Origin of the sequence: Idiomarina rhizosphaerae, from assembly GCF_024159085.1 — a bacterium.
Classification (GTDB): domain Bacteria; phylum Pseudomonadota; class Gammaproteobacteria; order Enterobacterales; family Alteromonadaceae; genus Idiomarina; species Idiomarina rhizosphaerae.
Map to the genome: position 1 here is coordinate 199971 of NZ_JAMZDE010000005.1, position 24988 is coordinate 224958.

The window sequence follows — 24988 nt, forward strand, 5'->3', positions numbered from 1 at the left end:
TTACAGGATGAAGCGGCTTAAGTCTTCGTCCTGCGATAGCTCACCGACATGTTCATTCACGTAATCGGCATCAATAACGAGCTTCTCACCGCTGTGGTCCGTAGCATGGAAGGAAATTTCTTCCATTAACCGTTCCAGCACCGTATGTAAGCGACGCGCACCAATGTTTTCTGTGGTTTCATTTACATGGAATGCCACTTCAGCAATGCGTTGGATACCTTCTTCAGTAAAGCTAACTTCAACACCTTCGGTGTTCAGCAGAGCATGATACTGAGTCGTCAGCGACGCGCTTGGCTCTGTCAGAATACGCACGAAGTCGCCACTGGTCAGTGCTTCCAGCTCAACCCGAATAGGCAAACGCCCCTGTAATTCAGGAATAAGGTCTGACGGCTTACTCATCTGGAAGGCACCGGAGGCAATAAACAAAATATGATCGGTTTTGATCATACCGTGCTTGGTATTCACCGTAGTCCCTTCAACCAAAGGCAGTAAGTCGCGCTGCACACCTTCGCGGGAAACATCCGGCCCGCTGGTATCACCGCGCTTACAGATTTTGTCAATTTCATCTAAAAAGACAATGCCGTTCTGCTCAACAGACTCAATAGCAGCTTCTTTTACTTCGTCGGGGTTCAGCAATTTCGCCGCTTCTTCCTCAACCAACTGCTTATAAGCATCTTTAATACGCATTTTGCGTGCTTTTGTCTTATCGCTGCCCATATTCTGGAACATGTTCTGCAACTGCGACGTCATTTCTTCCATACCCGGCGGCGCCATAATTTCAACACCCATTTGCGGCATGGCTAAATCAATTTCAATTTCTTTGTCGTCCAGCTGACCTTCTCGTAATTTCTTACGGAATACCTGACGCGTACCACGCTGGTCATCGTTTTCCGGCGTCTCTTCCTGTTGCTGAGCCCAACCAGAAGAAGACTTTTTCGCTGGTGGCAGCAGCACATCCAGAATACGCTCTTCCGCCGCTTCTTCAGCGCGGTAACGTACCTTCTGCATCATTTCTTCGCGCGTTTGTTTCACAGCAACGTCGGTTAAATCCTTAATAATGGATTCAATTTCTTTACCCACATAACCCACTTCTGTGAACTTAGTCGCTTCAACTTTAATGAAAGGCGCTTTCGCTAATTTAGCCAGGCGACGGGCAATTTCAGTTTTACCCACACCGGTAGGGCCAATCATTAAGATATTCTTAGGTGTCACTTCCTGACGCAGCTCGTCATCCAGCTGCATCCGGCGCCAGCGATTACGCAAAGCTACGGCGACAGCGCGTTTGGCTTTATCCTGCCCAATAATATGTCGGTTTAATTCATCTACAATTTCTCTTGGGGTCATCTCAGACATCTTATTTTTTCCCCTGCTTCGTTTTGTCTTCAGCAATAGACTCTTCTTCTTCAATGGTCTGATTGCCATTGGTATACACGCAAATATCGCCTGCAATGGTCAGTGCTTTTTGTACAATGTCGCGGGCACTCAGATCAGTGTTTTCCAGCAAAGCTCTTGCTGCCGACTGCGCAAACGGGCCACCGGAACCAATCGCAATAAGGTCATTCTCTGGCTGCACAACGTCACCATTACCGGTAATAATCAGTGACGTTTCTTTATCAGCAACCGCGAGCAGAGCCTCCAGTCGCCGCAACGCCCGGTCAGTACGCCAGTCTTTTGCCAGTTCCACAGCCGCACGCATCAGGTTTCCCTGATGTTGCTCAAGCTTCGATTCAAAACGTTCGAATAAGGTGAAAGCGTCTGCGGTTCCGCCGGCAAAACCTGCCAGCACTTTATCGTGGTATAGGCGACGCACTTTACGCGCATTACCTTTCATTACGGTATTACCTAAGGAAACCTGGCCGTCTCCGCCAATTACAACTTTATCGCCGCGGCGAACAGATACGATAGTAGTCAAATCAAGACCCTCTTTTTTGTCTTAGTGACGTCGATGACAAGTATTTGAGGGTCTATATCGTATTTTTCAATGGTGTCAGTCGATTAATCCAGATTCCAGTTCCAAATAGCACAACCAAACACCTGATTGCGCTGAAGTTTATGACGGTCACTTTCAGCATCTCGCTTGGTTTCATAAGGGCCAAGAATAACCCGGTACCAAAGCCCGTTGCTGCCTTCAGTCGAGCGTACCTGAGATTCAAGCCCCGCCATCGCAATTTGTGCTCGTAACCTTTCAGCGTCTTCCTGCTGACGGAAAGAACCACATTGCATGAGTTTCGGTGGACCTACTTCGCGTTCAGGCACATCCACTTCCACCTCTTTACTTTTTAACTCTTCTATATAACGCCAGCGTTCAGCCGATTTCTCCGGCAATACGTCAGCCGGTGGCGGTTGTACCTTTGGTTGTTCAACCCCTTCAGACTTACCGCTAATTTGCAGCAGAATATAGGTGAAAAAGGCAATCAGGCCAATGGCAACAGCAATCACAAACCAAGGCACTGGTTTACGCTCAGTAACGGGTTTTGCGCCGCGTTGCTGCTTTTTATTGGTTGCTTTTTTCTTAGCCGGCTTACGTTTTGGCGGTTTTGGCTTACGATTCGCGTAATCCATAGTGCGTTACATCTTCTCCAGGGTTGGAATGCCCAGTAATTCCAGACCTTGCTTCAGCACGTTGGCGGTTAACATCGACAACTTCAGACGGCTGTTACGAAGGGCTTCGTCTTCCTGATTCAAAATTGGACAGGCTTCATAAAAACTGGAGAAGCGGCCGGCCAAATCAAACAGAAAACCACATAAGAAATGCGGCATGGCTTTATCCTGAACCTGATGCAGCACTTCGTTAAAACGCACCAGCTGATTCGCCAGCGCCAGCTCACGTTCATCGTCCAGAATAATGTCCGCGTCACGGTCAAATGCCGTGTCGCCTAAACGATCAAAAATGCTGTTCACCCGGGTGTAAGCATAAAGCAGGTAAGGTGCCGTGTTGCCTTCAAAAGTCAGCATATGGTTCCAGTCGAAAATGTAGTCGCTGGTACGGTTTTTCGATAAGTCTGCGTATTTAACCGAGCTAATACCCACCACTTCAGCAACCCGCTTCTGTTGTTCTTCGCTAAGGTCAGTAGTTTTCTGCTGCAGTAGCTCTAGTGCGCGACGTTCTGCTTCATCTAATAAATCAGCCAGCTTGGTCACACCGCCGTCACGACTTTTGTAAGGTTTGCCGTCTTTACCCATCACGGTGCCAAAACCGTAATGGTCGAGCTGTATATCGCCTTCCACAAAACCGGCTTTGCGCGCCAGCGTAAATATTTGGTCAAAATGCAGCGACTGACGGGCATCCACAAAGTACATCAGGTGATCGCCACCTAACTGTTTCTGACGGTATTCAATAGCGGCTAAGTCGGTAGTGGCGTAAAGGTAACCCCCGCCTTTTTTCTGCACAATAATAGGCAGCGGTTCACCTTCTTTGCCTTTGTATTCTTCAAGGAACACGCATTGCGCGCCCTGATCTTCAGTCAACAAACCTTTTTCACGCAGGTGCTCAATAACACCCGGTAACTTGTCGTTATAAGCACTTTCTGCCATCACATCGTCACGAGTCAGCTTAACGCCTAAACGGTCATAAACGTCCTGACAATGGCTCAGTGACACATCAATAAATTGGTTCCACAGCTTCAGGCAGTATTCGTCGCCCGACTGCAGTTTTACGACTAGCTGACGTGCACGGTCAGCAAACTCTTCACTTTCGTCAAAACGCTGCTTGGCGGCTTTATAGAAAGTCTCCAGGTTGCTCAGCTCATATTCTGCAGACTGATTATCCAGCGCTTCCATGTACGCTAAAAGCATGCCGAACTGCGTACCCCAGTCACCCACGTGGTTCTGGCGAATCACTTTGTGCCCTAAAAACTCACACACACGGGACACCGCATCACCAATAATGGCTGAGCGTAAGTGCCCTACGTGCATTTCTTTGGCCAGATTAGGCGATGAGTAATCAATAACAATGGTTTTGCTTTCTTCCGCCACATCCACGTTCAGACTGTCGCTGTTCAGCATTGCGGTTAGCTGGCCTTTCAACTGGTCCTGCGAAATGGTGAAGTTAATAAAACCCGGACCCGCAATGTCCATTTTTGACAGTAAAGAATTTTCCGGAATCGCAGCAACAATGGCTTCTGCCAACTGACGTGGGTTCGATTTTGCTGGTTTTGCCAGCATCAATGCCAGGTTTGTCGCAAAGTCACCGTGCGACTTATCGCGGGGTCGATCCAACTGAATATTTACTGAATGCTCTGCCGGAATTGTGCCCTGTGCTTTAAGTTGACCAATGGCTTCGGCCAGTAACTGTTCAAGTTGTTCTTTCATTAATGCGACTACCTGTATGAAAAATCGAAGAGGAAATTCAAGACGCTTAGTTTAATCGCTACGCCCGATAAAAAAAACCGCTTAGTTGTTAATCAGCTGAAGTCTTGCGGATCAATATCCAGCGACCAGCGCACTTTTTTCAATAACGGCAAGGCGTTAATCTGCGGCAACAAGTGTTCAATAAGCTGAAAACGCAATTTACGTGACTGACAATGTAACAGTAATTGATAGCGGTAACGACCAGCTTTACGCTCCATTAAGGCGGGCATCGGCCCCAGTAAAAATGCACCCTCCACCTGCGGCATTAACTGCTGAATTTGCGTCATTGCCTGCACCACCGAGTCACGGTCGGTTGCTTCGCCACGGAACAGAGCCAAATAAGAGAACGGCGGCAGCTCACTTTGTTGCCGCTCGGCAAGTGCGGTCAAAGCAAAGTGTGAATAACCGTTGTTGAGTAAGTCCTGAATTAAGTCGTGCTCCGGATGGTGGGTTTGCAATACCACCTTCCCGGCTTTGTGCTCCCGCCCGGCGCGCCCCGCCACTTGGGTATAAAGCTGACCTAAACGCTCCGCAGCACGAAAGTCCGCACTGTAAAGCGCGCCGTCGACATCCAGCAGCGCCACCAGAGTGACATGGGGAAAGTGATGGCCTTTTGCCAACATCTGCGTGCCGACCAGCAACGGATATTCATTGTTGGTGGCTTTTTGCAGATAATCATCCAATTGCCCTTTGCGACGGGTGGAATCCCGGTCAATGCGCAGCACCCCTCGGCCGGGAAACATCTCTTTCAGGCTGTGCTCTAACTGTTCGGTACCCACGCCATGCGAAATTAAGTGAGTGGAACCACAGGAACCGCACTGCTTAGGTATGCGCTGCTGACTGCCACAATGGTGACACTGCAACTGGTGATGAGCCTTATGCACCGTATAATAAGCGTCGCAGCGATGGCACTGCGCCAGCCAGCCACACTCGTGACACATTAACGCCGGTGCAAAACCACGGCGGTTAAGGAACAGCAATACCTGATTACCGCGTTCAATTTCTGCCTGAATTTGTTCCTGCAACGCTTTGGAAACGCCGGCCTTAATTGGTTGTTGTTTAAGGTCAATAAGTTCGTGTTTGACCATTTGCGCACCACCGGCGCGCTGCCCCAGCTTAAGCCAGTGAAAGCGTTTGCTCACCGCGTTATTCAGGGTTTCGAGCGAGGCCGTTGCACTGCCCAGAACCAATGGAATATTCAGCAACGACGCCCGTTTAATAGCAATGTCCCGGGCATGGTAGCGAAAGCCGTCCTGCTGCTTGTAAGACAAATCATGTTCTTCATCGACCACAATAAGGCCGAGCTTCTGACAGGGCGTAAACACCGCCGAGCGGGTGCCTATAATAATTGCAGCGTGCCCGTGCTTAGCATCCAGCCAGGTGTTAAGCCGCTCTCTGTCACTCATTCCCGAGTGCAGCATCACCACCGGGGCGTCAAAGCGTTCTTTAAAGCGCTGCAAAGTCTGTGGGGTCAGGCCGATTTCCGGTACCAACACCAATACCTGCTCACTACGCTCCAGTACTGGCTGCATAGCCTGCAGATACACCTCGGTTTTACCACTGCCGGTAACACCCTCCAGCAATAGCGTACTGTGCTTCTGTTGTTGGTTAATGGTGGAAACCGCTACCGCCTGCTCGGTATTTAACGCATGACCCTGCTCTCTTAATACCGACGATTTCTGCTGCCAGCTTTGTGGTTTTGCTGGTGCCTGCTCGCGTACCTCAATCCAGCCTTTGTCCTGCAAGGTACGCAACACCGCTGAAGTCACACCTATGTCGGTTAAGTCACTGCGTCTGAGCGGCTGGTGTTTAAGTGCCGCCAACACTTGTTGCTGTCGCGCTGCCCCTTTTAAGTCGTTAATGGATTGAGCGACACCTAAATCGGTCAGAGCATAAAAGGTTTCCGTCAGGTATTCCGGCGCGTCGCCTTTGCGCAGTAAAACCGGCAGACTATTAGCAGCTACATCCCCCAATGAATGGTGGTAGTAGTCAGAAGACCAGCGCACCAACTGCCAGATATCATCCGGCCACAGTCGTTGCTCATCCAGAACCGAAGCTACCGCTTTCAGTTCAAATGTTGGCGGCTCGTCATTGGCTTCGGCAACCACGTAACCCACTAACTGACGCTGGCCAAAAGGCACGCGCACACGCACTCCCTGCGACAGTGGCTCGGCACTTTTGCACAGATAATCATAGGTTTGTCGAAGAGGTAACGGCAATGCGACTTTATAACGTCGTTCACTGCCGGTGCTGGCTTGCTTCATGGCTCTATTCTGGAACGCTACCGCGCAGAATACAAGGCAGCAGATTCTGCTTGATCACAGGCGCAGGATCACATAAAATGCGCGGCTCTTAATTCATTGATGTTTTTTTGCGCATGGTGTTCGGCTTTGGATCGAATGGCGATGCGGCCCATAACTGAGGTAACCCCATGAAACAAGGTATTCATCCTAAGTACGAGACTTTAAAAGTCAGCTGTTCTTGCGGTCACACGTTCGAAACGCGTTCAACCCGCTCAGAAGATCTTCACCTGGACGTATGTTCAGAGTGCCACCCGTTCTACACTGGTAAGCAACGTGTAATGGACACTGGTGGTCGTGTTGATAAATTTAAGAAGCGTTTTGGTGCTCTGGGCAAGAAAGACTCCTAAGAAAACCTATAGAAAACGCTGCTTAACAGCAGATTTTAAGAGAAAGGCGCTAAACAGCGCCTTTTTTTGTGCCCGCTCGCCTAAACCTCCTATTGTTAACGAAAAGTTAACTGGTGTACTTTTGAACACTCGTTAAATTTAGTTCGCGTCATTCGGCATAAAGACGGAGGTAAGATTTGTTTCTTAGCATAAAAGCGATAGACTGATCGGCATTCTGATAACCAGACTCAGGTATCACCGCATGACAGATTTTCGCCAACAGGCACTGGATTACCACGAATACCCAACTCCGGGTAAAATTTCGGTTGAACTCACCACTCCCGCAGAAACCAGCAAGGACTTAGCTCTGGCCTACAGCCCGGGCGTAGCAGAGCCGGTTAGGGAAATAGCTCAGGATCCGGACGCCGCCTACCGTTATACCGCCAAAGGCAACATGGTTGCGGTTATTACCAACGGAACCGCCATTCTTGGTCTGGGAAATTTAGGGCCGCTGGCGTCAAAACCGGTAATGGAAGGCAAAGCTCTGCTATTCAAGCGCTTCGCCGGACTGGACTCTATTGATATTGAAGTGAGTCACCGTACCACGCAAGACTTTATCAATACCGTAGCTAACATTGCCGATACCTTTGGTGGCATCAACTTAGAAGACATTAAAGCCCCTGAATGTTTCGAAATAGAACAGGCGTTAATAGAGCGCTGCAATGTACCGGTATTCCATGATGATCAACACGGTACTGCCATTGTAACGGCCGCCGGTATGCTTAATGCGTTGGAAATTCAAGGTAAAGACCTGGCGGAGTCACGCATTGTTTGCCTTGGTGCCGGTGCTGCCGCCATTGCCTGTATGGAGCTTTTAATTAAATGTGGCGCACAACGCGAGCACATTTATATGCTTGACTCAAAAGGCGTTATTCATACTCGTCGTGATGACTTAAATGAATACAAACAGCTGTTTGCCAACAATACTGACAAGCGTACGCTAAAAGACGTTATTGAAGGTGCCGATATCTTTGTTGGGGTTTCAGGACCAAACCTACTCAGCGCAGAAGAGTTAAAACTTATGGCACCTAACCCGGTTCTGTTTGCCTGCTCTAACCCAGACCCGGAAATTAAACCGGAAACCGCTATGGCGGCGCGTGATGACCTGATTATGGGCACCGGACGCTCAGACTACCCGAACCAGGTGAACAACGTTTTATGCTTCCCGTTTATGTTCCGCGGCGCGTTAGATGTGCGGGCTACTGCTATTAATGACGAAATGAAGGTTGCCGCGGTAGAGGCCATTCGCCAGCTGGCGAAAGAGCCGGTGCCGGAATCAGTATTAAAAGCGGCCGGTGTCAAAGAATTAACCTTCGGTCGTGATTATATTATTCCCAAGCCAATTGACCCGCGCTTGTGCCCACGCGTATCGCGCGCCGTTGCCGAAGCTGCGGTGAAGTCCGGTGCAGCCAAAATCGATTTACCAAAAAATTATATGCAGGATTAATCACGTAGCCTGACATTTATGTCAGGTGAGGTGCCGTTCCTGACGTGAACGTCAGGCTACAAGCTGCGCGTAGGCTTCTGGGGGACATGTAGCCTGACATTTATGTCAGGTGAGGTGCCGTTCCTGACGTGAACGTCAGGCTACAGACACAGGCACTGTTTAATCGTCGAGCTCTTCGTCGGTTGGAATGGGTAATCCCCGGGCTTCCAGCTCTTCGCGCACGGCTTTGGGGATTTTATTCGGGTTGGATTTTTGCAAATCTTCGTCTTCCGGTAGCGGCTGACCGGTAAAAGCGTGTAAAAACGCCTCACACAGCAGTTCGCTGTTGGTAGCATGGCGCAGATTATTAATTTGGCGACGAGTTCGTTCATCGGTCAGTACTTTTAATACGCGCGTGGGTATTGAGACCGTAACTTTTTTCACCTGCTGACTCTTACGACCGTGTTCAGCATAAGGGTAAATATATTCGCCGTTCCATTTCATTGTTATTGTCCCGCTATATAACAAAACCACATAAGTTATAATGAATTGTACCCGAATGAATGACCCCGTCAAATTTTATCCGTCTAGATGGCTAAAAGTTGCTGACATTTGCCTGACAATATTTTAGCCTTAGTAGCAGTAATCTAATTCAAGCGAGTAGTTAAGGAAGGCGGAATGACCACAACTCAGCTCACAGAAGAGCAAAAGCAAGCCGTTGCCGACAGCGTTCAGGTGCATAAGTTTGGCGGCAGCAGTCTTGCCGATGCGTTCTGCTATCGCCGCGTTGCCCGAATTGTAACCGAGTACGCCGGTGCCAGCGACTTAGTCGTCGTTTCCGCAGCCGGAGATACAACCAACCGCATTCTTGCCATTATTAATGCCAAAGCTCAGCCGGGCGACACCGCCAGCATTCTGCTCGATCAATTAGAGAGCTTTCAGCAGGGGTTAATCACCGAACTATTGAGCGGTGATTTACAACAACAACTGCTGCAACAATCACAACAAGACTTCACCCGCTGGCGTCATTGGTTAGCCGGCGACGAAGTCATTAGCCATAACGCCGAATTACTGTCCTACGGTGAGCTTTGGTCCGCCCGTTTATTATCAGCTTTACTGCAAAAACAGGGCACCCGTGCCGACTACATTGATGCCCGCGACTTTTTACTCGCCGCAGATGCTCCTGAGCCGGTTATTCAGGTAGAGCATTCGCGTGAGAAACTGTTACAAAGAGTTGCCCTTCACTCGGGCACCCGCTTTATTGTTACTGGCTTTATTGCCCGCGGTTTAAACGGCGAGAGTTTAACTCTGGGGCGTAACGGCAGCGACTATTCAGCGACCTTAGTAGGCAGTCTGCTGGATACACGTCAAGTTACTATCTGGAAAGACGTTGCCGGCGTTTATTCGGCAGATCCGCGCAAAGTTGAGCGTGTAGTAAGCTTACCAACATTAGACTGGACCGAAGCTGAAGAACTCGCACGCCTTGGCAGCCCGGTTCTGCACCCAAGAACCTTTCAGCCGGTCGACCGTCAACGCATGGTCATTTCCGTTCGTTCCAGTTTGAAAGTAGAAAATCAGCAAACTCGTATTGGTCAGTTCCAGAATACTCAGCCCCGCGGAAAAGTTTTCACTTCTCTGTCTGAGGTGGTTCTGTTTAAGGTTGAGTTGCACGATAAAGCCTTAGTGAAACGTCTGGATGAACTGGAATTAGAACCGCTGGTCAGCTGGACCGAGCCGGAAAATCATCAGCAGTATCTGGTGTTTCATCAAAATCACTTAGACTACCTGACCGGCTGGTTAGACAGTCTGGGCGCGGGTGATGCCATTACTCAAATTCGCGGCTATTCCATGCTGGCCATTGTCGGTAACCGCATTCAGGAAACCGACCAGTTCTCGACCTTTAAATTACAACTTTCCGAACAAAAAGTGCGGCGTTTTGCGCTAACACAGAACGGCGACTCTGCTGTTGCTATTCTGGAACAAAAGCTTGATAACCGCTTACTCAATCGCTTGCACAGCCAATTATTCAATTATCGTCGCAGCCTGGGTGTGCTGGTCATTGGCCGCGGCAACATTGGTACGGCCTGGCTGGAACTGTTCCGACAGCAGCGCGACCGCATTAACCAAGTGATGGACGTTCGGGTTATGGGCATCGCCAACTCGCGGCGTTTATGGCTGGATTACAATGGCGTCGAGCTCACTCAGTGGGCAGAAGACTTCGATCGTCTGGCGCGGCCTTATGTACTCACGGAACTGTTGCGCGAGTTGCCAAATGCACCATACGACGAGATGGTCGTCATTGACTTGACTGATGCCAAGCAAGTCGCGCAACTGTATCCCAGCTTGTTCGCAAACGGTCTGCATATTATCAGCGCCAACAAACGCGCGGGCTCCGCCGACGAAGCGCTGTACCGGGAAATTCGTACCATTCAGCACGAGTACGAGCGTGAATGGCTATACAACACCACGGTGGGTGCCGGATTGCCGCTGAATTATGCCATAAACGATTTGCGAAATTCCGGCGACGAAATTCGCAGTATCTCCGGTATTTTCTCGGGTACCATGTCGTGGCTGTTTGAGAATTTTACCAAAGGAGTCACTTTCAGTTCATTGGTAAAAGAAGCCAAAGAGCGGGGTTATAGCGAGCCTGATCCTCGTGAAGACCTGTCCTGTCAGGACTTGGTGCGTAAATTACTGATTCTGGCACGCGAAATTGGCTTAAAACTGGACTGGCAGGACATTGAAGTAAAAAGCCTGGTACCGGAGCATTTACGTGAGCTACCACTTAGCGAGTTTATGCAACGCTTATCCGAACTTGATGAGCCCATGGCGGCGATGCTGGACGAAGCGGCTAAAGACGGCAAAGTGCCGCGACTGCTGGCCAGCTTTACCGTCAGTGACGAGCAAAGAGTTACTGCTCAGGTTGGTATTGAATACATTCCGGAAGGGGACATGCTGGCCAACTTAATACCCGGCGAAAACATCTTCGTTATCTACACCGACTGGTATTCCGAAATGCCGTTAGTTATTAGCGGACCTGGTGCGGGTAAACACGTTACTGCTGGCGGCGTGCAATCGGATCTCAATCAGTTACTGAGTAAACTGGCAGTGGGAGCTTAATGCTCCCACTAATTTGTTAGTGCACAGATTTTACCTGACTAGAATAAGTCGTCATCATCTTCTTGAAAGATGTCGCCATTAGACTGACCGTTATCGCGACTGTACTCAGTGGGTTCGGTACCACGTATAAAGTATTCAAACCGCGTGGTGTAGTCACTTTTGTGCGATAACTTGCCGCTTTCTAAGTCGATACGGACATTCACCACACCCGGCGGAATACCAAAATCGCGTGACGGAAACAGCGGTAGCGCCTTCTCCATAAACAGGATCCAGCCCGGCAACGCAGTTTTCGCACCCGCTTCACCGCCAGTTATTGCCTGCTGACTGGAGTCTACTTCAGGATGCTTTGACGTGCGTCCTAATTTACGGGAAACATCATCAAACCCAACCCAGACAGTTGTCGCAAGGTCCGAGGTAAAACCTGAGAACCATGTATCACGAACATCGTTGGTGGTACCGGTTTTACCGGCAATGTTGCGGCCAACGGCTTCAGTAATGGGTTTAGAGCGCTGAATACGCCAGGACGTACCGTTCCAGCCTGTGCCATTTGCCCAACTGCCGCCGCCCCAGACCGCTGAGTTCATTGCCTGCTCAACCAGAAACGCATTTTGTTCGCTAATCACCTGCGGAGCCGGGTTGTCACAGTCGAAACAAGCGCGCACTGGGTCTGTTTTTTCAATCACATTACCATCAGCGTCTTCAATACGTTTGATAAAGTAGGGCTCTATCAGAAACCCACCGTTTGAGAAGGCTGCGTATGCACGAGCTACCTGCATGGGTGTCATTGAAAGAGAGCCAAGAGAAAGCGATTCGTTCTCGGGAATTTTTGAGCGGTCCAGACCAAATTTGGCCAGGTGATCCGCCACTTTTTTAACTCCCAGTTCGCGAATTAAGCGCACCGAGACCACGTTCTTTGACTTAGCCAAAGCTTTACGCAAACGGATAGGGCCTTCATAGACTTCCGGCGAGTTTTTAGGTCGCCAGGCTACACCGGATCCCGGATTCCATTGGTTAATGGGCGCATCATTCACCAAGGTAGCCAGGGTCAAACCCTCTTCAAATGCGGCTGAGTAAATCAAAGGTTTAATATTTGAACCGACCTGACGCTCCGCCTGCAAAGCACGGTTGTACTGGCTCAGCTGGAAACTGTATCCACCGACAACAGCGGCAACGGCACCATCGTCGGGCCGTAAAGAGACAATAGCGGAACTGGGTTCGGGAATTTGCGCCAGTCGCCATTCGCTGCCGTCATTTACCCGACGCAACCAAATAACATGACCCGGCTGCATAATGTCAGCTGCGGTTTCCGGAGGCGGGCCCTGACGTTCCTCGTTTAAGTACTCACGAGCCCAGTGCATAGCTTCCCATGGCAGGGTGAGTTTGCCCTCTCCCTTCACTAATACGTCAGCCGATTGCTCTTCGACTGCAGTCACAACCGCTGGAGTTACCGCACCAATAACACGCAGTTGCTCCAGGTACTTGCGTATAGCTGGTTCTTTAACCGGCTCTTCATTCTTCTCTGCTGACCACAATAAACTAACAGGACCGCGATAACCGTGTCGCTCATCATAGCTGTGCAGGTTATCCCATATAGCCTGGCGCGCAGCCAACTGTACGTCGCTTCTGATGGTCGTGTACACCTGATAACCTTCGTTATAGGCTTTATCTTCACCATAGCGATCAACCATTTCCTGACGCACCATTTCTGCCAAATAAGGCGCATTAACTGTCACCTCAGCTCCATGCCGCTGAGCAGTTACCGGGGCGTTAGCAGCTTCTTCAAACTCAGCACGAGTAATTTTCTTCTCGTCCAGCATGCGCAATAAGACAACGCGTCGACGAGCTTTAGAAGCAATAGGGTTTGAAATAGGGTTCAGGTTAGACGGTGCTTTTGGCAAACCGGCAATGGTTGCCATTTGCGCCAGCGTCAGTTCGTTTAACGGCTTACCGTAATACACCTGCGCGGCTGCACCGACACCATGAGCACGGTGACCAAAGGTAATTTTATTCAAATAAAGTTCAAGAATTTCGTCTTTACTCAGCAACTGTTCAATGTGGACAGCGATAAAAGACTCTTTCACCTTGCGCATCCAGGCACGGTCAAAGCTTAAGAAGAAGTTTCGCGCCAGCTGCATGGTAATGGTACTGGCACCTTCCTGAATTTCACCGGTGGTGAGCAACACGCTAAAAGCCCTGGCAACCCCTATAGGATCGACCCCAAAGTGCTGATAAAAACGGCTATCTTCGGTAGCGAGAAAAGCATCAATAAGCGGCTGAGGTACATCTTCCAGTTTTACCGGAATTCGGCGCTTTTCACCAAACTGTGAGATCAGTTCACCGTCCGCGGTAAACACCTGCATGGGTGTTTGCAAACGCACGTCCCGCAAGGTTTCCACACTGGGCAACTCGGGCTTAACGTATAAGTAAAGGCTGCCAACCGTTACCCCGCCAAGAATAATACACACCAGCAAGGTGTAGATTAGCCGCTTAAACCACTTCAATTATCTGCTCCATGACTTCATTTTTACTACGTCAGAACTTACGCCAGAACTTACTCCAGAAACACGCCAAAGTGTTGAAACCGAAATCACCGACATAAATTAGCTCATAACTCTTACTGACTATTATGGAGGATTTTTGTTCACAACACTACGCTTGCATCTGGCTTTTCTACAATAAGGATATTGTCTAATGTCATTACTTCGGCAACAACCGCTTGCTGTGCAAATTAATCGTGAAAATTGTCTGGTTTTACAATTGTCCCGCCGGGGTCGGCATTTTGTTGTCGAACACTTTTCTCAGCAGCACCAGAGCAGCTTAACTGACAAGGGCTTAAAACCAGACAGCATAGTCTCGGCACTGGACTATAGCGCAACCCACTATCAGAAAATTCCGTTAGACAATAACCAGCAGGTTGAAGAGCAATTACTAGAGAGATTGCCACCCCAGTTAAAGCTCAATACAGGTATAAGTTACGACTACTTCACCCATGACCGTGGAGAGGAAGCCGAAGCGGTTATTGGTCAGCGTTCAGCACTGGAGGAATTACTGGTCTTACTGGCCCCCCTGAAAATGCCGGTACAGGTGGTTGAACCCGTTTATCAGTCGGTTGTGCGGGCAGTTAATGCGGTTTTGCCTTACCTTTGGCCTGACAATACCAAGTTCGAGACCAACATGAAGTGGGTAGTCGTTGAGCTCCGTCAACAACAATCCATTTTACTTTATTGCAAGAACGGAGTCTTTCAGCGACTCGACTCTGTCGACACCAACAATTTGGTGGACTTTTTACTTAAGGCTCAGCTTTCTCAGCAATTCGGTTGGGTAATGAGTTTTGGCGATAAAGCCATTCAGTCACAACTTGAGCGGCAACTTTCTAATCAACAACAACTGAAGCATCTGGCGCTTTCGACAGCACCCTTTTTCCAGAATAACGTCGCCCCCATTGTTTCAGCCCTGGACAACGAATTAGTGCTGCTGGGCTTAGCTTTGCGGGGGTTCAGTCAATGGCATCGCTAAACCTGTTGCAATGGCGGGAGCAAAGCCTATGGCTGCGCTACCGCGCGCTGCATTGTCTGGGTATTCTTCTGCTGCTTATTGTTGGCATTTTATCTGTGCAATGGGTCATTTCTTATGAGAGTTACCTGGGCAATCTAAAGCATCAACTGGCGGAGCAAAAGCTGGCACTGGAAGAACAGAGCGTTCTGCAGCAACGCTGGGAGCAATACCAAAATCAGCAACAGTTGCAAAAAGCCTTTATCCAACGAAAGCATACTAGCCACGAGATGCTCAATGCATTTTACGCTCTGCTTGAGCGAACACACCACCAACTCCAGCAGCGCGAGCTTTCCCTTAGCCAGTCACAAATGAAACTCACCGCCATCTACCGGCAGATACAGCAGGTTAATGAACAGTATCTATGGCTGGAAAAACAGTTAGCAAGCCCCGTTCTAAAGCAGCAGCTATTGCCTCAGCAAGGTGTGGTGTTCTCCTACATTCGTTCTCAGAAAAGCGCGGATAGCGGAGCTCAACCTAATGGCTGAATCACTTAAAAAACCACTGCGGTTATGGATCGCCGTGGTTCTGCTTTTCACCGCAGGGGCTATTGGTGTCAGTTACTTTCTTACCAGCTATCAGGCAAGCCAGCTAAATGAGCAGCTTCGGAAGCAAGAGAAACAACTGCATCAGGCCGTTCCCGGGGTTCCTGAACAAACCGAGCCAGTTGTAACGAAGCACGCAGAAACGGATGTCTCCACTTTATTAACGCAGGCGGCAAGGCAGCACAACGTCGACCTTTATTATCAACAAAGCCCGGAAAACGCTGAGCAGTGGCTGGTTGGTGCTAACGGAACTTACCAGAACGCGTTGCGGCTGGTCGCTTCTATCATGCAGGCGCAGCAGGAAATGCGACAGCCGTTCCCGTTTACGCAAACATTAAAATGGCGTGACACCGGGGAAAACAGCGGCAAATTAAGCTGGCAATTTCTCTGGTTAACGGCTGGCAGCCCAGCGCCCTCAGAACTTAGCGCCCATTCGTTGTTTAAATCAGACTTCCCGGACGTTATCGCAGAGCCTACCGAGTGTTTGGGCAAACCTGAAATGCAAAGTGATATTCACATTAGCGACTGGTCTCTGGTGCAGTTAATTGCCACTCAAACCTCTCCGGTTAAAAAAGCCCTGTTGAAAATACCGGATCAACCACTGCTGACACTTGCGGAAAGTAGCTGGATAGCTGTTCCGCTCATGCAGCTGCAAGACGTTAACGGCGAATACGCCGAATTTCAGCTTTGGGAAAAGCAATCCGGATGCTGGTCAGCAAAACCGTTGAAAATCCATTTAACTAAGGACAATTCCTCACAATGATACCAACACGACTCTCTTTTTATGTCTTTTTGCTGCTGACTATTCTGAGTTTCCAGCCCGTGTCTGCAGTCTATGCAGCCGACAAGAATTGGCAAAGCCTGCTAAGCGAACAACAGCGCTTACAACCGGTGTCACTCAACACCCGTAAAATGCCGCTGCGCGACCTCATACAGCTATTAGCAGATCAACACCAACTGAACATATTGATGACCGACAACGTGAAAGGTGAGTCCAGCCTGAAACTGAATGGTGTCGCATGGCAGGACGCATTTGCGACGTTAATCGAGAGCCATGATCTCGCTATTCGTCTGCAGGGCTCTATGCTGCGCATTGATGTTGCCGGCGAACACACCGCAGATAGCAGCGGGTATCGCTCTATTTTACTCAGCGTTAACTTCGCAAAGGCCAGCGACTTAGCCAAGCTATTAAAGAACGAGCAGCAGAGCTTTCTGTCACCAAATGGCGCGGTAAGCGTCGATGCACGTACCAATACACTTATTTTACGGGATACACCAGAGCAACTGGCAACTATCCGGCAACTGGTTAATGATCTGGACGTGCCGGTTAAGCAGGTGCTGATTGAAGCCCGGATGGTCACCGTAAAAGCGAATGTCAGTAAAGAGCTGGGCATTCGTTGGGGCGTTTCAGAATACGGTCTGGCGATACCCGAAGACGCAGGCAGTTTTGTTAAAGGCATGCAGGTAGACTTGCCTACCGCCGCGCCCGCAGGCACTTTTTCTGCCAATTTAGCCCGACTGAGTGACGATATTCTGCTGGATCTTGAACTAACCGCGCTGGAGCAGGAGAACAAAGCCGAAATTATTACCAGCCCAAAAATTTTCACGTCGAACCAACAGCCCGCCTACATAGAGCAGGGCACCGAAATACCTTATGTTGAAACCGCCGCACATGGCGCTACCGCCGTGCAGTTTAAAAAAGCGGTAATGGGCTTAAGCGTTACACCGCAAATTACTCCCAACAACCATGTTTTAATGGAGCTGACCATAACTCAGAACACGCGCGGCGATACCGTTGCCACCCCAACCGGCCCCGCTGTTGCTATCGACACTCAGGAAATGTCGACCCGTGTGCTGGCAAAAAATGGCGAAACTATCGTTCTGGGCGGAATCTTTCAGGAACATAACTTGAATGATGACAGTCGCGTCCCCATCTTAGGGTCGCTGCCATTAATCGGGAAATTGTTCTCTCATCAGCAGCAACGCGATGAAAAGCGGGAACTTATGATTTTTGTAACACCAACGATATTGCCACAAAGTTAGTCCAAAAGCCGATTACTATTGCTAAAGTGGGCTCAAGTTGCGATAATCGCGCTTCTTTTCGTTGGGTTGGGGGACGTCTCCAGACACTCCGGATTCGTGAGTTACAGCTAATTTTAACCAATGATGTAAGCAGGAATATGGCTGAGAAACGTAATATTTTTCTTGTTGGGCCCATGGGGGCTGGCAAAAGTACGATTGGCCGTCAAATCGCCAGACAATTACATTTAGAGTTCTACGACTCAGATTCTGAAATTGAGCGCCGTACCGGTGCCGAAATCAGTTGGGTGTTCGAGCTTGAAGGTGAAGAAGGCTTTCGTGCACGCGAAGAAAAAGTGATCGAAGAGCTTACCGAAAACATGGGCATTGTCTTAGCGACAGGTGGCGGCTCGGTCATGAGCAAAGAAAGCCGTAATCGGTTATCGGCTCGGGGTGTGGTGGTTTATTTAAAGACCCCTATCGAGAAGCAGTTGGCTCGTACCCAGCGTGATAAACGCCGGCCTCTAATTGCCGAAGCTGAAGACCCACGCAAAGTGCTTGAAGAACTGGCACAAGAGCGCGATCCTTTGTACGAAGAAATTGCCGACATTACGGTGCAAACCGATGAGCAAAGTGCAAAGTTTGTGGTCAACGACATTATCGAACAGCTTGAGTCCATTAACGGTCTTGGGTAAGTAAAAGGAGCTGCGTTCATGGCCGAGGTTAACGTCTCTTTAGGTGAACGCAGCTACACTATCTACATTGGTAACGCCCTGTTACCCAACTATGTAGAGCGCCTTCCGCACAAACTGAATCAACAACTGCTGGTCATCACCAACCCGACCATTAGTCAGTACTACCTTAAACCGTTATTAAAAAGCCTGGCCGGTCACCAGGTAAAAATATTTGAAATGCGCGACGGTGAGCAGTTCAAAAGCCTGGACAGCTACGCCGAGGCCATGGATATTCTGATAGACGCAGGCTTTAACCGCGACTGTGGCATTATTGCTTTAGGCGGCGGTGTGGTCGGTGATTTAGCCGGCTTTGTGGCGTCAACTTTTCAACGCGGTGTCGATTTTTACCAAATTCCGACCACTTTATTGTCGCAAGTTGACTCTTCAGTCGGCGGGAAAACAGCGGTTAATCACCCCCAGGGCAAAAACCTGATTGGCGCTTTTTATCAGCCTAAGTCTGTGGTTATCGACATTGACTGCCTGCAAACCCTGACAGAGCGTGACTTCCGTAGCGGTTTAGCTGAAATAGTAAAATATGGTGTTATCTACGACGCCAACTTTTTCGAATGGCTGGAACAACATACCGAAGAATTAAATCTGCAAGACCCTGCCGCACTGACCTACGCTATTCAACGCAGTTGCGAAATTAAAGCCGAAGTTGTGGCGTTAGACGAGCGCGAAAAAGGCCTGCGGGCATTGCTGAATTTAGGCCACACCTTCGGCCATGCCATTGAAGCCGCCACCGAATACGGTGCATGGACACACGGCGAGGCTGTGGCTGCTGGCATTATAATTGCATCTAAGCTGTCAGAAGTGACACAGCGGCTCAATTCGTCAGATTTTCGACGCATTAAAGATTTACTGCTGGCACTTAGCTTGCCAACAAAGGGCCCGCAAATGCCCTGGCAGGACTGGTTAGATTACATGCAGCGCGATAAGAAAGTAAAAGACGGTCAGCTGCATTTTGTTCTTCCGGTTGCTATTGGTCAGGCTGAAGTTGTCAGTACTGTAGAACACAATACCGTTGCTGCTGTGATCACTGAATGTTGCTAACGCCAACGCGTTATCTCTATTCGGCTGACAGACAGGAACAGACAGATGCAAGCACTTGCAAACCCACAACATATTGTTGCCGCGCCGGTAAAAACCAAACCGAGCCAACAGCAGGTTATTGACCAGCTACACGAGCAGTGCCAGCAGAGCGTGTCGCTTATTATGCTGCACGGTAAAGAAGGCAGCGGCAAAACCACCATTGCTGAAGTCTTTCTTGAACAAGCATCGGAATACGCTGAAGTCGCTTTTATCAGCGCCAACGAGCGCTCCACCAATGACCGCCTCCGCGCCCAAATTCTGAACCAGCTGTTCGGTACTATCAGCATTAACGACGAGTCGTTAAGTCGTCAAATTCAACGCCAACGCCCGCTAAAGCACGCCATTGTTGTTATTGATAACGGCGAGCAGCTATCCGAAAGCTTTATGGCCGAGTGCATTTCTACCGTTACCCAACTGAGTGCCATTGGCCAGCGCACCAGTATTATCATTACCGGCGACAGTCGCTGGGCTCAACAGCAGCGTCCGGCACCGCACTTACGCGTACAGGGGCCGACCATGATAGAAGTACAGCCGCTGAACCACGACGAACAAATACGTTTTGTACAGGCGTTATTACCAGAAAAACAACGCAGCTTCTGGAACCTGGAACGCATTCAGCAATTTTTAAATTCCATTCATGGGTTTCCCGGTGAAATTCAGCAACGTCTGCAATTTACCCTGACCACTCAGGCTGCCCGTTATCGCGACACTAGTACAGACGAGAATGTCGACGGGAAAGACGCCAGCGAGAAGAGCACAGCGAAACATAGCCCGGAACAAAACAACCGTCGGAAAATGCGCCTTTGGCCCATTATTTTAGTTACAGTGCTTATTAGTCTGGCTTTTGCTGGCTTTTTGAATAAAGAACAGTTAACCGCCTATTGGCAGCAAGTGAATCCTGAATCAGCGGCACCGGCAGAAACGGCCGCAGGAGACGCTGCAAACAACACGACAGAGAGCGCGGCTGAAACAACAGCAGAAGAAACAGAGCAAGCCGCCAGCCTGCCAAGTTTTGAGCCTTTAACCGAGCGTTCTTTAGAACTGGTTCCTGCAGAATTAGCGGCGTCTTACCGGAACGCTCTGGGCACACTGAATACTGTCGCTGCCTCCGAAATTACAGAGGGCGAAATTTCGCTGGGCTTTATTAAAAAACAACAGCCAAAGCAACAGCAGCCGCAGGAAGCTGAGCCTGTAGGACAATCTGACGAGCAGTCGGCAGCCGAATCAGGCATTGATACTGTTGTAGCCCAACCGGAACCAGAAGTTAAAGCAGAACAACCTGAGCCGCAAGCGCAACAGCCCCAACGTGCGTTGCCGTTCCAGACCCAATGGGCGCTGGATCAGAACGCTGGCAACTATACGCTGCAAATCAGCATTATTAGTGACCCGCAGCTACTGCGTAACTTCCGTAACGACTACGACATAGCCGGTAATACCCAGGTTTACCAGCGTGCCGACCAACGTTATGTGGTTATTTTTGGTAGCTATCCCAACATTGAGCAAGCACGTGCAGCCGCCACGCAGTTGCCGGCTGAAGTGCAGCAAATGGAGCCCTGGGCTAAGTCATTCGCCAGTGTACAAAGCGACATTAATAGCCAGTAGCGGGACGAATCACGCAGTCAGCAATTTTCATCCCCCGGCCTTTGGGTTACAATCCGCAAAGGATAAACCAACGGCCGGCGCATGAAGAAGAATCGGGCATTTTTAAAATGGGCAGGCGGTAAGTACTCACTTATCGAGCCGATAACAGCACGCTTGCCGCAAGGTAAAAAGCTCATCGAGCCTTTTGTGGGCGCCGGTTCAGTCTTTCTGAATACCGACTACGACAGCTACCTGCTGAACGACATTAATCAGGACCTCATTACCCTGTATCAGTTTGTGAAGCGCCGTCCGAAAACTTTTATTCAGGACGCCCGCAAGCTATTCGTTGATCGTAACAATCAGGCCGACGCTTATTACGCCCTGCGCGCCGCCTTTAATGCCAGTAGCGACCCTTACTTTCGCTCTCTGCTTTTTCTGTACATGAACCGTCACGGTTACAATGGCTTGTGTCGTTATAACAGCAAAGGCATTTTTAACGTGCCCTTTGGTGATTACCGCAAACCCTATTTCCCGGAAAAAGAACTCGAGCATTTTGCCGAGAAAGCGCGCAAGGCTAAGTTTATTTGCCGCCCGTTTGAGCAAGTGTTTCGACGTGCGCGACAAGGCGATGTGATTTACTGCGATCCACCCTACGCACCGCTGGATCAGACCTCTAACTTTACCAGCTACGCGACCGGAGGCTTCGGCCTGACCGATCAGGACGAGTTAGCTCGCCGCGCGGTACAGGTTGCGAAGAAACGCCATATTCCGGTACTGATCAGCAACCACGACACCGACCTCACCCGCGCCTTGTACAAGCACGCCGACATCAGTAGCTTGTCGGTTTCGCGCAGCATCAGTCAAAAAGGCGACGGTCGTAAACCCGTAGCCGAGCTGCTCGCCTTGTATGATAGTGAAGTCAATAAAAGTAACGTGGTTTCTCTTAGCAACTCATTAAAGAAAGTAGGCACATGAACTGGCACTTAAAAGCATTTAACGACCTTTCACTGCATGATCTGTACGACTTACTGAAACTTCGGCAGGAAGTTTTTGTGGTAGAACAAACCTGTCCATACCTTGACGCTGACGGCGCCGATGAGCAGGCCTTACATTTGTACGCCCGCAACAATGCCGATGAGATGATCGCCTACGCGCGGCTATACCTAGCCACCGCCGATACCGGCTATTCTCGTATTGGCCGGGTAATAACACATGAAAAAGTGCGAGGTCAGAAGCTGGGTGTTGAAGTTATGCAGCGCAGCATCGACTATCTTGAAGAGTACGCACCCAAAGCCCCAATTCGGGTAGGCGCTCAGGTTTATCTGCTGAAGTTCTATCAAAGCTTCGGCTTTGAGGCCATTAGCGAAGAGTATCTGGAAGACGATATTCCGCACATTGATATGCAACGCAAGGCTGCGCAGTGACAACTACGGCTCGGGTTCCCATTCTTGCAGGCAGCGATGCTGAAACCGTTGCGGTAAAAGCCATTGCGGAGCGCTGGGGACTCCCGTCTGAAACCATGGATAATGACGTTTTTCAGCTTTGGCTGACCGACGGGGTACTGGCACTACACTGGCTGCAAAGCCCTCAAAAAATGTCGCCTTTAGTGGTGGACTTTCATCAGGGTAAAGCCGCCTACCGCGCGCAGCATACGCAGTTAAAAAACGAAGCTATTGCCAAAGCCGTTGGTGTTAGCGGGCAGTTTAAACCATCGGTTGTCGATGGAACTGCAGGCCTTGGCCGGGACGCTTTTGTACTGGCGGGCTTAGGTTGTAACGTGCAGCTTATTGAACGACATCCGGTTGTCGCCGCGTTGCTCGATAACGGCTTACACCGCGCCCGGCAGGAAGGCGACTTTATTGGTGACACCTGCCAGCGCATGCAGTTAATTGGCACCGACAATCTTTTTACCGGTAATGGCTATACTCAAGAGCCCGACGTGGTTTATTTAGACCCCATGTATCCAAAAACCGGCAAGCAGAAGGCCCAGGTAAAAAAAGACATGCAAATGTTCCAGCAGTTAGTAGGCAGTGACGAAGACGCCGATACCCTGCTGGAACCCGCCCTCGCCTTGGCCAAATATCGGGTAGTGGTTAAGCGCCCCAACAGCGCACCTTTTCTGGCCGGGCGTGAACCAAACAGTCAAATTAAAAGTAAAAAACATCGCTTTGATGTTTACATAAAACGAGGGTTTCATGAGTCAGCAAATTAAAGAAGGCGATAAAATTCCATCAGGTTCACTGACCAGCAAAGGTGATCTTGGCATTCAGAACTACGACCCGGCAGAGATATTCGCCAAAGGCACACACGTATTGTTTTCAGTGCCTGGCGCCTTTACTCCGACCTGTTCGGAGAAACACCTCCCCGGCTACGTAGAACACGCCGAAGCATTAAAAGAAGCGGGTGTTCTGAGCATTAATTGTGTGGCTGTAAATGACGCCTTTGTTATGAAGGCCTGGGGCGAATCTTTAGGGATCGGAGAAAAGGTTCGGTTATTGTCCGACGGCAACGGCGCGTACAACCAGATAATGGGCCTTAGCATGGACACCGGTAACTTCGGTGGCATCCGTTCTAAGCGCTACGCCATGATTATTACCGACGGCCAGGTAAAAGGCCTGTTTGTTGAAGAGGACAAGTCCTTTGAAGTGAGCAAAGCCGAATACATACTGGAGCAGTTGCAAAAATAATGTCGAACTGGGATGTGATTATTATTGGTGCCGGCGCGGCGGGGCTGCATTGTGCCGCCCATGCCGCACAGCGTGGTAAGTCGGTGCTGGTACTGGATCACGCCAAGCAGGCAGGTAAGAAAATACTGATTTCCGGCGGCGGTCGCTGCAACTTCACCAATATGTACGCCGGCCCCGAGAACTTTTTGTCTTCCAACCCACATTTTTGCAAGTCGGCACTCAGCCGCTATACCCAATGGGACTTTATTGGCCTGGTGGCTGAATACGGCATTGCCTACCACGAGAAAACCTTAGGCCAGTTGTTTTGCGACGACTCTGCCAAAGACATTGTGCGCATGCTAATGAGCGAATGCGACCGGCACGGCGCCAAAGTTCAGTTACGCACCGAGATTTTGTCGGTAGACTACGACGATAACTACCGCATTGAAACCAGCCGTGGTGACTACAGCTGCGAGAAACTGGTTATTGCCTGTGGTGGATTGTCTATGCCCAAACTGGGCGCCACCCCGCTGGGGTATCAAATTGCCGAACAGTTTGGGCATTCTATTGTGCCGGTACGCGCTGGCTTAGTGCCTTTTACTCTGCAGGACGACGAAAAGGCCCGCTTTGCCGAGCTTTCCGGTGTGGCTGTGCCCGTAAGTGCAGAGGCCCACGACGGTTACTTCCGTGAAGCCATGCTGTTTACCCACCGTGGCGTCAGCGGCCCGGCCATTTTGCAGGTGTCTTCCTACTGGCAGCCCGGCGAAGCCGTGACCATTAACCTGCTGCCCGACTTAGACGCCTTTGAGTGGCTGAAAACGCAACAGCAGCAACAACCCAAAACCCAGCTCAATACTGTATTGCAGCAACACTTCCCTAAACGAGTAGTGACCGCATTAGCAGAGCACCATCAATGGCCGCTGAACAACAAACTGGCCGACACCTCTAACGCGCAGTTTCAGGCCATAGCCGATAACCTTAACCGCTGGCAATTAAAACCCAACGGCACCGAAGGCTACCGCACCGCCGAAGTCACCTTAGGCGGCGTAAACGTCGACGAAGTCAGCTCCAAAACCATGGAAAGCCAGAAACAACCCGGCCTGTACTTTATTGGCGAAGTGCTGGACGTAACCGGCTGGTTAGGAGGCTTTAATTTTCAGTGGGCCTGGAGTAGTGGTTTTGCTTGTGGGTCTGAGTTGTAGATCATTGTCGGA

The 24988-nt window shown here is 49.9% G+C and carries 22 protein-coding genes; 15 read left to right on the forward strand and 7 right to left on the reverse strand.

The window, feature by feature from the left end; translation table 11 throughout:
- The 5 genes from hslU to priA all read right to left on the reverse strand — a co-directional run bounded on the left by hslU (position 1) and on the right by priA (position 6614).
- Positions 1-1353, reverse strand: a complete 1353-nt coding sequence (gene hslU, locus NJR55_RS05020; RefSeq protein WP_253618404.1) for an ATP-dependent protease ATPase subunit HslU — start codon at positions 1351-1353, stop codon at positions 1-3.
- A 1-nt stretch (position 1354) separates the two neighbouring features.
- Positions 1355-1912, reverse strand: coding sequence for an ATP-dependent protease subunit HslV (gene hslV, locus NJR55_RS05025; RefSeq protein WP_253618406.1), 558 nt, complete (start codon positions 1910-1912; stop codon positions 1355-1357).
- Positions 1913-1995: 83 nt separating this feature from the next.
- Positions 1996-2562 carry an SPOR domain-containing protein gene (locus tag NJR55_RS05030; RefSeq protein ID WP_253618408.1) on the reverse strand — a complete coding sequence of 189 codons (567 nt, stop codon included), beginning with the start codon at positions 2560-2562 and terminating at the stop codon, positions 1996-1998.
- 6 nt (positions 2563-2568) lie between these two features.
- On the reverse strand, positions 2569-4311 hold the full coding sequence (argS, locus tag NJR55_RS05035) for an arginine--tRNA ligase (protein ID WP_253618410.1): 1743 nt from the start codon (positions 4309-4311) through the stop codon (positions 2569-2571).
- Positions 4312-4403: 92 nt separating this feature from the next.
- The gene (priA, locus tag NJR55_RS05040; RefSeq protein ID WP_253618412.1) at positions 4404-6614 is read right to left on the reverse strand and encodes a primosomal protein N'; all 2211 of its coding nucleotides are present in this window, start codon (positions 6612-6614) and stop codon (positions 4404-4406) included.
- Between the two features lie 167 nt (positions 6615-6781).
- Between priA and rpmE the strand changes: the two genes are divergently transcribed.
- The gene (gene rpmE, locus NJR55_RS05045; RefSeq protein WP_011235687.1) at positions 6782-7000 is read left to right on the forward strand and encodes a 50S ribosomal protein L31; all 219 of its coding nucleotides are present in this window, start codon (positions 6782-6784) and stop codon (positions 6998-7000) included.
- 241 nt (positions 7001-7241) lie between these two features.
- Positions 7242-8486: a malic enzyme-like NAD(P)-binding protein gene (locus tag NJR55_RS05050; protein WP_253618415.1), complete on the forward strand. Its 1245-nt coding sequence runs from the start codon at positions 7242-7244 to the stop codon at positions 8484-8486.
- 159 nt (positions 8487-8645) lie between these two features.
- On the opposite strand, the gene metJ is transcribed toward NJR55_RS05050, so the two are convergent.
- Complete coding sequence (gene metJ / locus NJR55_RS05055) at positions 8646-8969, reverse strand: met regulon transcriptional regulator MetJ (protein WP_011235689.1); 324 nt, start codon at positions 8967-8969, stop codon at positions 8646-8648.
- A gap of 174 nt (positions 8970-9143) precedes the next feature.
- Between metJ and NJR55_RS05060 the strand changes: the two genes are divergently transcribed.
- Positions 9144-11585: a bifunctional aspartate kinase/homoserine dehydrogenase II gene (locus NJR55_RS05060; protein ID WP_253618417.1), complete on the forward strand. Its 2442-nt coding sequence runs from the start codon at positions 9144-9146 to the stop codon at positions 11583-11585.
- 38 nt (positions 11586-11623) lie between these two features.
- Here NJR55_RS05060 and NJR55_RS05065 read toward each other — a convergent pair whose 3' ends face one another.
- Positions 11624-14086, reverse strand: a complete 2463-nt coding sequence (locus NJR55_RS05065; protein ID WP_253618419.1) for a penicillin-binding protein 1A — start codon at positions 14084-14086, stop codon at positions 11624-11626.
- Between the two features lie 190 nt (positions 14087-14276).
- Between NJR55_RS05065 and NJR55_RS05070 the strand changes: the two genes are divergently transcribed.
- From NJR55_RS05070 to NJR55_RS05125, 12 genes are all read left to right on the forward strand, one after another.
- Positions 14277-15101: a hypothetical protein gene (locus NJR55_RS05070; RefSeq protein ID WP_253618421.1), complete on the forward strand. Its 825-nt coding sequence runs from the start codon at positions 14277-14279 to the stop codon at positions 15099-15101.
- Positions 15089-15625 (forward strand): hypothetical protein, encoded by a 537-nt coding sequence (locus NJR55_RS05075; RefSeq protein WP_253618423.1) that lies wholly within the window; start codon positions 15089-15091, stop codon positions 15623-15625. The genes NJR55_RS05070 and NJR55_RS05075 overlap by 13 nt, the downstream gene beginning before the upstream one ends.
- Positions 15618-16445, forward strand: coding sequence for a hypothetical protein (locus tag NJR55_RS05080; protein WP_253618424.1), 828 nt, complete (start codon positions 15618-15620; stop codon positions 16443-16445). Before NJR55_RS05075 ends, NJR55_RS05080 begins: the two co-directional genes overlap by 8 nt.
- Positions 16442-17725: a type IV pilus secretin PilQ gene (locus tag NJR55_RS05085; RefSeq protein WP_253618425.1), complete on the forward strand. Its 1284-nt coding sequence runs from the start codon at positions 16442-16444 to the stop codon at positions 17723-17725. Before NJR55_RS05080 ends, NJR55_RS05085 begins: the two co-directional genes overlap by 4 nt.
- 137 nt (positions 17726-17862) lie before the next feature.
- Positions 17863-18396, forward strand: coding sequence for a shikimate kinase AroK (gene aroK, locus NJR55_RS05090; RefSeq protein WP_011235696.1), 534 nt, complete (start codon positions 17863-17865; stop codon positions 18394-18396).
- 18 nt (positions 18397-18414) lie between these two features.
- Positions 18415-19488: a 3-dehydroquinate synthase gene (aroB, locus tag NJR55_RS05095; RefSeq protein WP_253618426.1), complete on the forward strand. Its 1074-nt coding sequence runs from the start codon at positions 18415-18417 to the stop codon at positions 19486-19488.
- Positions 19489-19533: 45 nt separating this feature from the next.
- Complete coding sequence (locus tag NJR55_RS05100; protein WP_253618427.1) at positions 19534-21129, forward strand: AAA family ATPase; 1596 nt, start codon at positions 19534-19536, stop codon at positions 21127-21129.
- Between the two features lie 81 nt (positions 21130-21210).
- A complete protein-coding gene (locus NJR55_RS05105; RefSeq protein WP_011235699.1) occupies positions 21211-22083 on the forward strand; it encodes a Dam family site-specific DNA-(adenine-N6)-methyltransferase in 873 nt (290 codons plus the stop codon).
- Positions 22080-22532, forward strand: coding sequence for a GNAT family N-acetyltransferase (locus NJR55_RS05110; protein ID WP_034822789.1), 453 nt, complete (start codon positions 22080-22082; stop codon positions 22530-22532). The genes NJR55_RS05105 and NJR55_RS05110 overlap by 4 nt, the downstream gene beginning before the upstream one ends.
- Positions 22529-23320 (forward strand): class I SAM-dependent methyltransferase, encoded by a 792-nt coding sequence (locus NJR55_RS05115; protein ID WP_253618428.1) that lies wholly within the window; start codon positions 22529-22531, stop codon positions 23318-23320. The genes NJR55_RS05110 and NJR55_RS05115 overlap by 4 nt, the downstream gene beginning before the upstream one ends.
- Positions 23304-23795, forward strand: coding sequence for a peroxiredoxin (locus NJR55_RS05120; protein WP_153850173.1), 492 nt, complete (start codon positions 23304-23306; stop codon positions 23793-23795). Before NJR55_RS05115 ends, NJR55_RS05120 begins: the two co-directional genes overlap by 17 nt.
- Positions 23795-24976 carry a BaiN/RdsA family NAD(P)/FAD-dependent oxidoreductase gene (locus NJR55_RS05125; RefSeq protein ID WP_253618429.1) on the forward strand — a complete coding sequence of 394 codons (1182 nt, stop codon included), beginning with the start codon at positions 23795-23797 and terminating at the stop codon, positions 24974-24976. Before NJR55_RS05120 ends, NJR55_RS05125 begins: the two co-directional genes overlap by 1 nt.
- Positions 24977-24988: the final 12 nt, after the last annotated feature.